This window comes from Comamonas sp. A7-5 (assembly GCF_039581385.1).
In the GTDB taxonomy this organism is placed as follows: Bacteria; Pseudomonadota; Gammaproteobacteria; order Burkholderiales; family Burkholderiaceae_C; genus Comamonas; species Comamonas thiooxydans.
Window position 1 is genome coordinate 51,058 of record NZ_JBCPWO010000014.1, and the last position, 12,634, is coordinate 63,691.

At 61.2% G+C, this 12,634-nt stretch carries 18 protein-coding genes; 8 read left to right on the forward strand and 10 right to left on the reverse strand.

All coding sequences use genetic code 11. From position 1 onward, the window contains the following. Positions 1-69 precede the first annotated feature (69 nt). Both AAIL67_RS19655 and AAIL67_RS19660 read right to left on the reverse strand, forming a co-directional pair. Positions 70-954 (reverse strand): helix-turn-helix transcriptional regulator, encoded by an 885-nt coding sequence (locus tag AAIL67_RS19655; protein WP_343484628.1) that lies wholly within the window; start codon positions 952-954, stop codon positions 70-72. Positions 955-1,055: 101 nt separating this feature from the next. After that, entirely contained in the window at positions 1,056-1,223 is a 168-nt protein-coding gene (locus AAIL67_RS19660; RefSeq protein ID WP_003064951.1) for a hypothetical protein, read from the reverse strand. 187 nt (positions 1,224-1,410) lie between these two features. Between AAIL67_RS19660 and AAIL67_RS19665 the strand changes: the two genes are divergently transcribed. Beyond that, a complete protein-coding gene (locus AAIL67_RS19665) occupies positions 1,411-2,007 on the forward strand; it encodes a YigZ family protein (RefSeq protein ID WP_343484629.1) in 597 nt (198 codons plus the stop codon). A 47-nt stretch (positions 2,008-2,054) separates the two neighbouring features. Here AAIL67_RS19665 and AAIL67_RS19670 read toward each other — a convergent pair whose 3' ends face one another. The 3 genes from AAIL67_RS19670 to AAIL67_RS19680 all read right to left on the reverse strand — a co-directional run bounded on the left by AAIL67_RS19670 (position 2,055) and on the right by AAIL67_RS19680 (position 3,827). Then, positions 2,055-2,204: a hypothetical protein gene (locus AAIL67_RS19670; protein ID WP_003064948.1), complete on the reverse strand. Its 150-nt coding sequence runs from the start codon at positions 2,202-2,204 to the stop codon at positions 2,055-2,057. Positions 2,205-2,285: 81 nt separating this feature from the next. Further along, positions 2,286-2,777, reverse strand: coding sequence for a DUF6882 domain-containing protein (locus tag AAIL67_RS19675; protein ID WP_343484630.1), 492 nt, complete (start codon positions 2,775-2,777; stop codon positions 2,286-2,288). Between the two features lie 90 nt (positions 2,778-2,867). Then, positions 2,868-3,827 (reverse strand): LysR substrate-binding domain-containing protein, encoded by a 960-nt coding sequence (locus AAIL67_RS19680; RefSeq protein ID WP_343484631.1) that lies wholly within the window; start codon positions 3,825-3,827, stop codon positions 2,868-2,870. A 116-nt stretch (positions 3,828-3,943) separates the two neighbouring features. On the opposite strand from AAIL67_RS19680, the gene AAIL67_RS19685 reads away from it, so the two are divergent. The 5 genes from AAIL67_RS19685 (at position 3,944) to AAIL67_RS19705 (ending at position 7,325) form a co-directional block, all read left to right on the forward strand. Then, positions 3,944-4,627, forward strand: coding sequence for a LysE family transporter (locus tag AAIL67_RS19685; protein ID WP_343484632.1), 684 nt, complete (start codon positions 3,944-3,946; stop codon positions 4,625-4,627). Between the two features lie 133 nt (positions 4,628-4,760). After that, positions 4,761-5,342 carry a peroxidase-related enzyme gene (locus AAIL67_RS19690; protein ID WP_343484633.1) on the forward strand — a complete coding sequence of 194 codons (582 nt, stop codon included), beginning with the start codon at positions 4,761-4,763 and terminating at the stop codon, positions 5,340-5,342. A gap of 116 nt (positions 5,343-5,458) precedes the next feature. Next, positions 5,459-6,022 carry a YceI family protein gene (locus AAIL67_RS19695; RefSeq protein ID WP_343484634.1) on the forward strand — a complete coding sequence of 188 codons (564 nt, stop codon included), beginning with the start codon at positions 5,459-5,461 and terminating at the stop codon, positions 6,020-6,022. Continuing rightward, entirely contained in the window at positions 6,019-6,741 is a 723-nt protein-coding gene (locus AAIL67_RS19700; protein WP_343484635.1) for a YceI family protein, read from the forward strand. The genes AAIL67_RS19695 and AAIL67_RS19700 overlap by 4 nt, the downstream gene beginning before the upstream one ends. Further along, positions 6,738-7,325, forward strand: a complete 588-nt coding sequence (locus AAIL67_RS19705) for an SRPBCC family protein (protein WP_034355499.1) — start codon at positions 6,738-6,740, stop codon at positions 7,323-7,325. The genes AAIL67_RS19700 and AAIL67_RS19705 overlap by 4 nt, the downstream gene beginning before the upstream one ends. A 104-nt stretch (positions 7,326-7,429) precedes the next feature. Here the strand turns inward: AAIL67_RS19705 and AAIL67_RS19710 are convergent, their stop codons facing one another. After that, positions 7,430-7,966, reverse strand: a complete 537-nt coding sequence (locus AAIL67_RS19710; protein ID WP_343484636.1) for a YcxB family protein — start codon at positions 7,964-7,966, stop codon at positions 7,430-7,432. A gap of 96 nt (positions 7,967-8,062) precedes the next feature. On the opposite strand from AAIL67_RS19710, the gene AAIL67_RS19715 reads away from it, so the two are divergent. Continuing rightward, positions 8,063-8,221: a hypothetical protein gene (locus AAIL67_RS19715; protein ID WP_343484637.1), complete on the forward strand. Its 159-nt coding sequence runs from the start codon at positions 8,063-8,065 to the stop codon at positions 8,219-8,221. A gap of 121 nt (positions 8,222-8,342) precedes the next feature. Here AAIL67_RS19715 and AAIL67_RS19720 read toward each other — a convergent pair whose 3' ends face one another. Next, positions 8,343-9,746, reverse strand: a complete 1,404-nt coding sequence (locus AAIL67_RS19720) for an RtcB family protein (protein WP_343484638.1) — start codon at positions 9,744-9,746, stop codon at positions 8,343-8,345. A gap of 149 nt (positions 9,747-9,895) precedes the next feature. On the opposite strand from AAIL67_RS19720, the gene AAIL67_RS19725 reads away from it, so the two are divergent. Then, positions 9,896-10,474, forward strand: a complete 579-nt coding sequence (locus AAIL67_RS19725) for a hypothetical protein (protein ID WP_063661279.1) — start codon at positions 9,896-9,898, stop codon at positions 10,472-10,474. Positions 10,475-10,538: 64 nt separating this feature from the next. Here the strand turns inward: AAIL67_RS19725 and AAIL67_RS19730 are convergent, their stop codons facing one another. Genes AAIL67_RS19730 through AAIL67_RS19740 form a run of 3 tightly spaced genes read right to left on the reverse strand, consistent with a single transcriptional unit; the run spans position 10,539 to position 12,582 of the window. Further along, entirely contained in the window at positions 10,539-10,928 is a 390-nt protein-coding gene (locus AAIL67_RS19730) for a thiol-disulfide oxidoreductase DCC family protein (RefSeq protein ID WP_343484639.1), read from the reverse strand. After that, entirely contained in the window at positions 10,925-11,470 is a 546-nt protein-coding gene (locus tag AAIL67_RS19735) for a DUF4166 domain-containing protein (RefSeq protein ID WP_343484640.1), read from the reverse strand. The genes AAIL67_RS19730 and AAIL67_RS19735 overlap by 4 nt, the downstream gene beginning before the upstream one ends. Continuing rightward, positions 11,470-12,582, reverse strand: a complete 1,113-nt coding sequence (locus AAIL67_RS19740) for a saccharopine dehydrogenase NADP-binding domain-containing protein (protein ID WP_343484641.1) — start codon at positions 12,580-12,582, stop codon at positions 11,470-11,472. Before AAIL67_RS19740 ends, AAIL67_RS19735 begins: the two co-directional genes overlap by 1 nt. Positions 12,583-12,634: the final 52 nt, after the last annotated feature.

The following is a 12,634-nucleotide window of genomic DNA, read 5'->3' on the forward strand; positions in this document are numbered from 1 at the left end:
ATACCAACCGGCAACAGATATTCAAGTCGAATCAGCCTCCAGCCTTTACAGATCAACCGCAAGCAGCTATCAAAGTTGACCATCGACAGCTTCAGCGGGCTCCATCAGCAGCGCAAACAGCTCGCGCTGCCCCTGCACGCCCAGCTTGGCGCAGACGCGTTTGACATAGGTGCGCGCGCTGCTGACGGTAATGCCCAGGCGCTGCGCCAGCGCATCTGCATCCAGGCCCTGGGCCAGTGCCCGCACCACGTCGAGGTCGCGCGGCGTCAGTTGCTCGAAGCGCCGCGCCAGACGCGCCAGCACCAGCCCGACCAGGTCGTCCTGCAGCGTCTGCCCCGCGTAATGCAGACGCATGGCCTGCATGACCAGAGGCGCAAAGGCCTCGATCCGGGCAATGGCTGCGGCGTCGAAGCAGCCATGCTCCTCGCCCCGATACAGGTTCACAGAAAGCCAGCGCGCGTTTTCCTGCAGCATCAGCAGCGACAGCCGCTCGGCAATGCGCGGCAGCTCATAACAGACATGGCGGTACTCGGGGTGCTGAACATCGTGCGGCCCCTGGCGATGCAGCCAGACGCGCGGCCTGGCATGCGGGTCCTTGGCAAGGCGCGCCAGCTCGGCCTGCATCACGCGCTGCGAACCATCGAGCGGATAAAAGCGCTCGCTGTAATCCTGGGAGATCATGGGCAGCGCCCCCGTGCGCGCCCTGTCGCCCATGCCCACCACGCGCGGCCTGGCCATGCCCTGGAAGGAGAATATCGTGCACTGGGCCAGCGGCACATGGCGCCCCAGCAGCTGCAGGATCTGCTCGGCCACGGCATCGCTGCTGCTGCGCCCCACTCTTTCCATCATGGCCGTCACATCGACCAGGGCCACGGGCAGTTGCGCTGCCTGCGCGGCAGCCGGCAGCAGCATCCAGTGCGAGGAATCGGGAAACGGCGCAGAGCTAGCAGTCATGGCTGCGATTCTCACCGCTGTATCGTGGCCGCGGACAGGAAAAACCGGCTCTCCCTTTCAGGAGCGGCCGGTCTGGCTTGAGACAGAAAATGCGCCCGGGCCTACCATTCGCCCACATTGCGTATGCGCTGCAGCAACTCCCATTCATCTTCGGGTGCCGCAGCCTGCAGAGCCTGGGGCTCTGCCAGCTCCTGCGCCAGCGGAGGCGGCGTGAAATGCTCGCGGCCAAAAGTATGTTCGCTCAGGGACTGTGGATGCGGATTGTTCATGACGGCCTCCTTTGCTCAAAGCTTAAGGCTCGAGGCTTGCCGAAATTGTAGGAATTGACTTAAGGACACTGTCGAGCAACCCCCACAAGCCGCGTCGTCATGTCATGGATAGGTCACAACTGCCGCTACCCGGCCCATGTACCGCAACGCTGCTCGGCCCCGACTTTGCGGTTATGCTGCCGCCGCTATGCCTCAGACTCTTCGTGCTCCCGTCTCCAGTGAACTGATCATCAAGAAAAGCCGCTTCATCGGCTGCGTTCAGCCGATGACGGACCGCTCCAGCGCGCAGGCCGTGGTGGATGCACTCTGGCGCGAGCACCCGGGCGCCGCCCATGTCTGCTGGGCCTTGCTGGCGGGCGGACAATCGGCGGCGGTGGATGATGGCGAGCCCAGCGGCACGGCCGGTCGCCCCATGCTGGATGTGCTGCGCCACCAGGATCTGGAAGGCGTGCTGGCCACCGTGGTGCGCTATTTTGGCGGCGTCAAGCTCGGTGCCGGCGGACTGGTGCGCGCCTATACCGATGCCGTGGCCCAAGCCTTGCTGCAGGCCGAGAAAGTCGCCATTCAGCGCATGCAGATCCTGCAATGCACGGCCCCCTATCCGCTGGAGGGCCTGGTGCGGCGCATGGCCGATGCAGCGGGTGCCGAACTGCTGGAGGTCAATCACAGCAGTCTGGTGAGCTTCAAGCTGCAGATGCCTGAACCCGACGCTGCCGAATTTGTCAGCGCACTCAATGAAAACGGTCAGGGCCGCATTGGCTGGCTCAAGCCGGACGAGCTGTAGACCGCAAAGAAAAACCCGCCTTTGGCGGGTTTTTGAGCGGGCAATTTTCAGCAATTGCCTTTCTTGGCCTGGCCCGGTGGGCAGCCGTGGGGGTGAGGCTTTTTGTAGCCATCGTCGTAGTATCCGCCACGGCTGTCATAGACAGCACAACCGCTCAGCACAAACATGGCTGCGGCCAAAGCAAACATCGTTTTCATGGGGTGATCTTTTCAGATTTTTGAGGGTATCAGTCTATAGGCGACCCCGCCCGCATTCTGTCAACAATCCTGTAGCGGCTTTCAATTGGCAGGCTGCTGCTGCTCGACCGCCACCTGCAGATGCAGCAAGGTGAAATACAGGGTTACATCGCCCTGCTGGTCGATAAAGGTACCTACGGCGCGCTGCAGGCGAGCGGCAATGCACATGCACTCCATGGCCTCGGGACGGCCGCCGAGAATCCGGGCCGTGGTCAGCAATGCCAGCTGGTTCTGTCGGCCGAACTCATGCACGACTTCCAGCGCTTCGCCATGCTGCTTGGGAATGGCTTCGTTAGCCCAGCTCCAAACAAAGCTGCCGTCCTGCTCGCTGCTGGTGCCCACAAGGCAGACCGTAGCGATCACTTCATGTAGCGGAGCTTCCAGCGCCAGCAGGGCGCGATCCAGATCCCAGCGGTAGCTGGGGCTGCCCTGCAAGCCAAATTCCAGCGGCCATTCTGCATTGCGGGCCTGCATCATTTCAACGGCCTCACGGCTCCAGGCGGCCCAGTCGGTGGTTTGTGCGTCGTTGCTCATCGCGTATCCATTGCTTTTCAACAGACCGCATTGTCAGGCAAGAAGCGGGCATGCCCGGAACCGGAATCCTATGTCCCCGTCGGCCTGCGCTCAGCTCTTCATCTGCTGCTGAATCCAGTCGACCAGAAGCTGCTGCACCGAGCCCGCCCCCCAACTCTGTACGGCCAGCAGACAGTATTGCGAGCCATCGGGTACAAAGCCCAGCGGCGCCACCAGCCGGCCGGCCGCGATATCGTCCTTCACCAGCAGTTGCGGGCCCATGGCTACACCCAGGCCCGCTGCTGCCGCCTGCAAGCTCAGGTAGAAATGCTCAAGCACCAGATCACCTGCTGCTTGCGCCTGCCGGATCCGGGTGGGAGGCTGATCTGGCCGGGTTTTCCACCAATCCTCCCAGGCCTTGGGACGCGTCTTGCTGTGCAAGCGCGTTGCATCGCCACGAAGCGCCAGACCGCCATCGGACTGCAACGCAAAGAACTGCGCCAGACTGTCCGGATGGCAGACCGGCCCCATGCGCTCTGCGCATAGGGGCTGCATTTGGACATTGCGACCCCAGTCAAAGTCGTTGCGCCGAATGGCCAGGTCAATGCCGCGCCCCCATTCCACGGTGCCACCGCCCGCAACCAGATGCACGGTGTGCTGCGGGTGGCGCGCCTGGAAGTCGCCCCAGCGCGGAATCAGCCAGCGCATGAGCAGCGTGGGCTCGCAGGACAGCAGCAAAGGCCTGTCGGCCACCTGCTGCCGCACCGCTTCTGCCGCGCGCGCCATCTGCGCCAGCCCGGCATGCACGCCATCGAACAACAAGCGGCCTGAGGCATTGAGAAACACGCGGCGATTGCGACGCTCAAACAGCGGCGCCCCCAGCTCCTGCTCCACCGCGCGCACCGCACGGCTGATGGCGCCATGGGTCAGATGCAGCTCATCGGCAGCGCGGCTGAAGCTCTCCAGCCGCGCTGCGGCTTCAAAGCAGCGCAAGGCCACCAGCGACGGCATGCGCTGTGGACCGGCCATGGCTATCTGTGATCTAGATTCACTATTTTCTTGAGAAATCATCGTTATTCAAAAAGCTATGACCGCCCTAGAGTTCAGGCTTGTAGAGCGATACCTGCCATTCTCCTGCAGCAGAGCCATCGAACAAACAGCAATTTAAACTCAACAAAACGCATAGCATGAACGCCTGGCCTACCGTGTTTCTTGTCACCTCTCTTGCCGTCATCAGCCCCGGCGCCGACTTCGCCCTGGTCACCCGCACCAGCCTGATGGAATCGCGCCGTGCGGGTCTCTGGGTGGCGCTGGGCATTGGCTGTGGCGTTCTGATCCATGTGGCCTACACCCTGCTGGGACTGGGCATGGTCCTGCAAGGCCTGCCCTGGCTTTTCAATCTGCTCAAATATGCAGGCGCGGCCTATCTGGTATGGCTCGGAATTTGTCTCTGGCGCGGCGCCAGCCGTGCAAATGACGATCGGCCAGATTCCCGATCCAGCGCCGAACCAGGCCAGCGCACTGCACGCAAAGGCCATGTGCCAGGCCGCTCGCTTTTTGTCCTGGGCTTTCTGACCAATGCACTCAATCCCAAGACAGCGCTCTTTATCCTCAGCCTGTTCATGCAAGTCGTCGGCCCTGCCGTGCCCATGCCCACCCAGTTGGCCTATGGACTTTTCGTCGCCATGGCCCACGTGCTGTGGTTTGCGCTGGTCGCCTGTTTCTTCTCGGCTCCGGTGCTCCAGCCCAAGGTTCAAGCCATACGTCCCTGGGTAGATCGCAGTCTGGGCTGCGTGCTGCTTGTCCTGGGCCTGCTGCTGATCGCCACCGGCACACCGGCCACTTCGAATCTGATGGATGCCAGCATCTGATGTGAAAAGCCTGACAGGCCCAATGGCCGCAATAGCAGCATCTGCAACGCAAACGACAGCTTTGGAGCGCCCACCCGTGCCATGCTTGTCATGGTTGGCACATATCAGCAAAACACCAAAGGAGACAGGCACCATGAAAAGCCGCTACCCCTTTCCCGATCTGAACAGCCTGCCTGAAGACATCAGGCAGCGCATCGCCGAGGTACAGCAAAAGTCGGGCTTTATTCCCAATGTTTTTCTGGCCTTTGCTCGCCGGCCGGCCGAGTGGCGCGCCTTCTTTGCCTACCACGATGCGCTGATGCTCAAGGAGGACGGCAGTCTCAGCAAGGGCGAGCGCGAAATGATCGTCACCGCCACCAGCGCTGCCAATCAGTGCCTGTATTGCGTGGTGGCTCATGGCGCCATCTTGCGCATCTATGAGAAAAAGCCGCTGATTGCCGACCAGGTGGCGGTCAACTACCGCAAGGCCGACATCAGCCCGCGCGAGCGTGCCATACTGGACTTTGCCATGAAGGTCTGTCTGCACAGCGCCGAAATCGACGATGCCGACTACGAAGCCTTGTACCCTCACGGTTTTGGCGACGAGGATATCTGGGACATTGCGGCTATTACCGCCTTCTTCGGACTGTCCAACCGAATGGCCAGCTTCGCGGGCATGCAGCCCAATCCCGAGTTCTATCTGATGGGCCGGGTGCCGCGCGAGAAAAAAGCCTGAAGCAACAAGCAGTAACTCGCTGCCTGCAATCGATGCAGCTTGCACGGGAATGACGCATCATCACTCTCAGAGCAGCGGCCAACCCGGCAAAACGCTGTTTGCCGGAGGTCATCCAGATGCGCAATACCGTTTGCTGCCTCGCCGCCCTGCTCGCCACGCTGTGCTCCACTGCAGCTCATGCCACCTCGTGGGAGCTCAAGCCCGGTAGCGACAACCGACTGGAATTCACCGCCACTTTCGAGCAAACGCCGGTCACCGGCGTGTTCAAAGACTTCCGGGTTCGTTTTGACTTCGACCCTCAAAAGCCAGACAGCAACAGGCTGAATGTCAGCATTCGCATCAGCAGCGCCGACATGGCCAACCCGGACATCAACCAGGCCATTGCCGGCAAGGACTGGTTTGACTTTGTCCGTTATCCCGAGGCAGTCTTTGATGCCAAGGAGATTCTCGATGCCCCCGGCACAACCGGCTACCGGGCACGCGGCACCCTGCAGCTAAAAGGCCGCAGGCAACCGCTTGTGCTGCCGTTCAGCTGGAAGCCCGAGGAGCGCCGCATGGAAGGCGAATTCGTCACCCATCGCTCAATATTTGATATCGGCACGGGAGAGTGGAAGAGCAGCAATGCCGTGGGAGACGCCGTGACTGTGAAATTTCGCATCCAGCTGCGCGAATTGCCATGACATTGCGCAGACAGCTGATTGCAGTCCTGCTGACTCTGATCACGGGCTGCTCGCAACCAGGCATCGAGCCAGCCCAGCCTCCCGGCCCGACGGCAAGGCCTGCGGACTTTCCTGCGGCCTTCTATGCCGACGCTGCTGCACGGGGCCAGTCGGTGCTTCAGATCGATTCCTCGCATTCCCTGGTCTCGATCACCGTTCGACGCGCTGGCGCTCTGGCCAGACTGGGGCACGATCATGTGATTGCCAGCCATGAACTGCAAGGCTATGTGGCCCCCCGGCTTGGCCGCGCCGATCTCTATGTGGCGCTGGACAGGCTATCGGTCGACGAACCCGCTCTGCGCGCCCAGGCGGCTCTGGACACCCAGCCCAGCGCAGCCGATATTGAAGCGACCCGTGCCAATATGCTGAACAAGCTCCTGCAAACCTCGCTCCATCCGTTTGCACTGATCCAGGCACATGCTTCCCCCGAAGCGGACGGCGATGTATTGCTGGCCCTGGAACTCACTCTTCACGGCGTTACACGCAGCCTGAGCGTACCGGCCCGAATCAGGAGGACGCCGAGCGAATTCCATATCAGCGGCTCGCTGAGCATCGATCAATCGAGTTTTGGCATCACGCCTTTGTCCATCCTGGGCGGTGCAATCCAGGTCCGCGACAGGCTCGAGTTGAACTTTGAAGTCCGTGCTGCTCCACCTTTGAAGCAGGAATCCCGGTCATGAGAACGGGGCTTGTCGGTGCCTGCGGCGCAGCTCTGACCCTGTTCTGCGGCGGTTTGCAGGTTTCGGCACAGGAGCTTCGCATAGAGACTGCCGAGCACAATGAGGCCATTACCGTGAACGCCTCGGCCGTCATGCAAGTCAGGCGGGCTACGGCCTGGAGCGTGATTTCCGACTACGACCATCTGGCCGACTTTGTGCCGGATATGCAAAGTTCGCGCGTGCTGCAACGCGATGGCAATCAGGTGCTGCTGGAGCAAAAAGGCAGTCTGGGGTTTCTGTTTTTTCGCCAGGCAATCGAGGTCAGACTGGCCGTGACCGAATGGCCGCAGCAGCGCATCGCCGCGCATGCGATAGGCGGCAATCTCAAGCAGATGGACGGCAGCTATACCCTGGAAACTCAAGCCGACGGCCGGGTACGCTTGGCTTACAGTGCTCGCCTGGTCCCGGCTTTCGCCATCCCGCCGCTGGTCGGGAAGCCAGTGCTGCGCCAGTTGCTGAAACGACAGTTCAAGGCACTGGTGGATGAAATCCAGCGACGCGAGGCCTTGACGCTTCAAGAGCAGAAGCAGACACCAGGAAATTAGCAGCAGGCCGTTACAAGGGCCAGATGGTATTGGACGCGAGCAAGCCCGGCCCCTGTGCCTCGGGTTGCCGTCATGACTGCGCAAGCATCTGCAAGAACAAAGACTTAAATCGCAGAGGCCCTGAGACGGCGCGTGAACTGCTCGAACTCTGCAGCCATGGGGGCAATGGCTGCCCTAGGCAGTACCAGGGCCTGCATAGCGTCGATGAACAGATAGTAGTTCACGTCATCTTCGGCAAGCGCCAGCACTCCTGACCACGGCAGTATCGTGTCTCCTCGAACCGAGGCTACCCTGATGGCGTCCGACGAGAGCGTGACCGTTTGTGGCGACAGAAACGCTCCATCCGGCAGGAGCATGAGCTTGCGCATGGATGCCTGTGACAGGTATGGCATCGTCACGACGGCGATCAAAGCGACGACCAGGAGGCAGGCAACCACTCCCAGTGGGCGGGAGATCTCGGGAAACTCACGCATCAGTCGCGCGTAGGATGCACCAGCGAGGCCAATGCAGAGCCACACAACAACCCGCAAGAGGAACGGCCAGGAAAGCATCCCTGCCTTCTGATGCCAGTGCCGCGAAACCATTTTCTGCAGGCGAACGAAGTCGGCGGGAACGAGAGTAAAGCTGGTGGTCATGTTCATGGTTGGCTCATGTGGCCACAGGGTTGAGCGACCTGCAGCAGCGAGTATTGATCGAAAGGTGCCTGCGGCATCTCACACGGTCGCTGGCTCTGGCTCATGAACGAATTCGTTACCTGCACTGTTGGCTGCAACTATAAGCCGGCGCACCGGGCATTACTGGGTGCGACCAGAGCTGTGCATGCGATACAAGCACAAGCCATGCAGCCGCAAGATGTGAAATTGCAGCAAATCGAGACAGCCATCTCCATGGCGTGACGGGTTTGAAGCATTGATCTGATTGCCTGCCACGTATCGATTTCGCTCCATCTTCCTCGAACGCCCGAACAGTCCAACAGCCTTGCTACCAGCACGTGGCCATCAGGCGCTGGCAGCAACTTCAGGCCTTGAAAGTCAACCAAGGCTTCAACCGCACACTCGCACGGATCAGCCCCGCCTCTTCCTGCGCCTGCAACACCGGCCCTACGGGTTTGTAGGCACTGGGCGCTTCTTCGATCAGTCGCTCTTCACGCAAGGTGATGCACTGCCAGACGGATTCGACCAGCGGCTGCTTCATGCGCCGCGTGTCCTGTCTGCGCACCTGACGACCCGCTCCGTGGCTGCAGGACCGCAACCAGTCGTCATGGCCCAGACCTTTGACGAGGAAGGAGTAGTCGCCCATCGATCCTGGAATCAACGCCCACTGGCCGTCATGCGCGGGAGTGGAGCCCTTGCGGTGCACATTGAACTCGCCCTCGGTCATCACCACGTTGTGGGGCACATCCACAATCAGGCGCGATGCATCGGGCGCAGCAATGCCTGCCAGCTCTTTGCGCACCAGCTCCGCCAGCGCCATGCGGTTGAACCACGCATAGCGCGCAGCCACGCCCATCGCTTGCAGATAGTCCTGCGCCAGCGCGCCGCTCAGGCCATACAGACCATGCTGAGGGTGTTTGATACCTTGCGGCCATTGCTGCCTGGCCAGGTCCATCCAGCGGCGACCGACATAAAAGCCGACATCGCGCGAGCCGGTGTGGATCATCACCGTGACATCGCCCTTCTTGAGCCCTGCAGAATAGGCGGCATGACGATCGTAGACTTCATCGACCACGCAGAACTCCAGGAAGTGGTTACCGCTTCCCAGGTCGGCAGCAGATGGCGGGCGCAGCAGCTCGCGCGCCTGCAACAGGGCTTCAGGCGCGTAACGACTCTGTCCCGCAAAGCCTTGCAGGCCCACGCACTCGGCCAGTTCGGCCTGCAGCCGGTCGCGGTTCACGCCTTGCCATAGACCCACGTCAGGCAACTGTTCAATAAAGGCCTGGGGGCCCTCATCAAACAGCGCCTTGAAGCCTGCGCTGCGCACGGGTACATCGCGCCCGTTCTGCAAGATGACGCGGGTCAGCCGCTGCACGATGGTGCTTTTGTGCAGCTCGGCCTGCGCCTGCGTCAGGCCCGTGCTCAGCAGGCGTATGCCGCAGTTGATGTCCGTGCCGATGGCCGCAGGAATCACGAAGTCTGGCGACGTGGCCACCACCGCCCCCACGGGCGCAATGCTGCCGGGGTGAAAGTCCGGCGTGGCACAGGCTTTGCAGACCGCGCCATGGCCTTGCGGGTCGGCAACCGAGGCGAAGTCCAGCAGTTGACTAACGGCTTTGTGCTCCAGCGGCAGGCTGTCGGGCAACAAAATGGTGGCTGCTGCCTGCTCGTTATGGATTTGATAGATATTGTCTCGGTAGGAGACCTGGATGCCCTGACGTGACAGAGCTTTTTGCAGTCGGGAAAGCTTCCCGGAAGAGTGCGGCATGATGCTGAGAAAACAGGTACGCAACAGCGCATCTCCGAATCTGGGAGATGCAACGCACCTTCGAGCAGCAGCATCAAGAAGGACTGATAAGCGGCGTATTCTAGTGAGTAAGCGCCGGGCCGCCTAACCGGCGTTGCTAATATGCTGCAATGCGCAATGCAATTCGGTCCTTTCAGATTCCTGCACCACTGCAGACTTTGTATGACGCAGCCGCGGCCATTGGCCCGCAGTTCGGCCTGTCGCCCGAAGCCGTTTTTGGGGACTGCGGCCTGCGACTGGAGATACCCCCCGTACCCGATTACATCGATTGGTGCACGCCGCGCAATGTGATGACGTTTGCGACCACGGGCTGCGACAGCGTTCATTACAGCTATCTGGTCGATGAGCGCCTGCCCGGTAGCGTCAGCCCCATCGTCATGACACTGCCCTGCGTGAACGAATTGAGCTGGGTGATTGCCGAGAACTTTCAGGAGTTCTTTGACTACGGCTACTGCGTGGGCTGGCGCGAGCTGGAACAGTTGTACTACGAAGATGAAAAAGGCGAAGCCTGCTTTCACGCGGGCTACCAGTCATTGAACAATCTCGGTATGCAGCAGCAGCTGCTGCTGCGGCTGCACAAGGCGCTGAATATGCAAGCTGTTCTGCCGACGCTGCAACGCTTTGGCGATCTGCAGAAGAAGTACCAAGCCCTATTGAATATTCCGCCCATGCCGGCAGAGCATGCCTGATTGCGTATCCATCAATCGTATTGATCCCCATATTCGCTGAGCGATACCGCTTTTCATCCGAAACTCAATCCAGAAATCGGGCAGCCACAGCGGGATCCGGCATCATGCACTGCTCGCTTTTGCCAAACCAGTGATAGCGGTTTCTGGCAATCACGCGGTAGAGCGCATCGCGCAATGCAGAAGGTATCAACCTGATCACCGCTGTCAGTCGCCAGGGCCAGCCCAGTGCGTGCAGCACGCGCAAGATGGCATCCGTGTGCTGCCAGGAGCGCTGTCCGTCCACCAGCAGCAAGGTCTGCAGACCTTCCATGCGCAAGCCTGCATCGGCCAACAGCTTGCCGCCGACCTCGCCCTGTATGGCGGCGAACTGAAAAACGCCCTGCTTGTCGTGCTTGAGCAAGAACTGCACCCAGCCATTGCACAACAGACATTCCCCATCAAAGACCACAATCATGCTTGTTCCTCGGGCAGCAACAGGTAGCCACGATAACTGGCCACCACGCCAATCAGGGGGACGGCCGCTTCGACATGAAATTGCATATGCTCCCCGGCTCCGGTTTCTTCGGCCACGATGCGCGGTGCCAGCCAGCCCGGACATGGGAAGCCCAGAAAGTAAAGACGCTGCAGTCGCATGAGAAGCCGTCCATCTACCGCCTGCAAGGCAAAGCACAGTCGCGCCAGGCCAAGGCGCTCGATCAGGTGGCCATTGTGCAACTGCATGGTTGAGTGCATGCGCTGCGAGGGGAAGATGCGAATCCAGGTTTCCGCCTCGGGACTGGCCTGCAGTTCGAAATGAATCGTCCCCTCGCTGGCGGCGCGTGGCGTGCCCAGAGCCAGCGCCAGCAGCTTGGCCGCCAGAGTCCGGGGGGCGCCGGTCTGCACCCTGCCCTGAAGCTCATGCTCACCCTGCAGGCCGTGAAAGCGCTGCAGGGCGACATCGAGCTTGCAGAACTCATCGCCCATGGCCTGCTGAAACAAAGAGGCGCTCAGCATCATCAAGCAAGCTCCCGCATCTGAATATCCAGTCCCTGCGCTTCGGCTGCAAAGTCCTGCAGCGTCAGCAGCCCCATGCAAGGCCTGGCGCCCGGCTCCAGCGGTACACCCGCAGCCAGCTTGCGTACCAGCGCACTGGCGGCCAGCGTGGGAACATAAGGCCCGTCGCCCGAGCCCGCCATAAGCCCCCAGCAGCGCTGGCAGGCTTGCCCCTTTGCATCCAGGCCACTGACCGTGACATGCATGGCCCCTGCATCGCTGCCCCAGTTCCTGAACCAGTCCGCCATGCGCTTGAGCCTGCGCGCATGTGCAGACCAGTCCTGCACCAGCCCTCTGTGAGCCAGCCAGGCCATGGCATTCATCCCGCGCTGCAAGAACGACAGCTCAAGCCCAGCACCGAATCTGATGGAAGGACTGCCTTCATAGCGAAGCGGTAGCAGTGCGAGATCCGGTACATCGCAGGCCGACAGCAGCCGCCGCCCAACAGGGGCCGGATAGTCATGCCCATAGCTGCGCAGCCAGCCAATCAAGGCTTGCTGGCCCAAGCCAGGCAGCGGCTTGCCACAATAGCTGAGGATGGCAGCGACGGTGGACAGGCCTCTATCCGTACGATTGCCCGGGCTGATGCCTATGTCGATATCGCTGACGCGAGCCATGCCCGAAGCCAGCGCATCCACGACCGCCGAGGACAGAGCTGGCACCGAACTGGCACCGCTGAGCAGCAGCACGCCCGCAGCTTTGGCCTGCGGATCGAGCACATCGATGCCGCAGACAAAGTCACGCCCATCGGCCAGATCCACATAGTGGACGCCGGCATGGGCACAGGCTCGGGCCACGCGGTAGTCCTGCTCCTGAAACGGGCCCGAAGTGTGAATGAGTGCGTCCACCTCCAGCGTCTTGAGTCTGTCCTCCAGACCGGGCGCCATCACGTCCACCACTACGTGGCTCAGGCTTGAGCAAGCATCGGGGGCCAGACTTTCAACCAGCGCCTGCCCCGCAGAGGCCGAGCGCCCTGCCACCACGATGTGCAAACCGCTTTGCCTGGCCAGCCTGGCAACCAGCCGGCTGCCGAAGAAGCCGTAAGCACCGACGACCATGACCTTCAATTCACGCATGCCTCAGTGTAGCGGGACGCGGTTTCGCTCCGAAGCGCAAGCCCGGCAACGG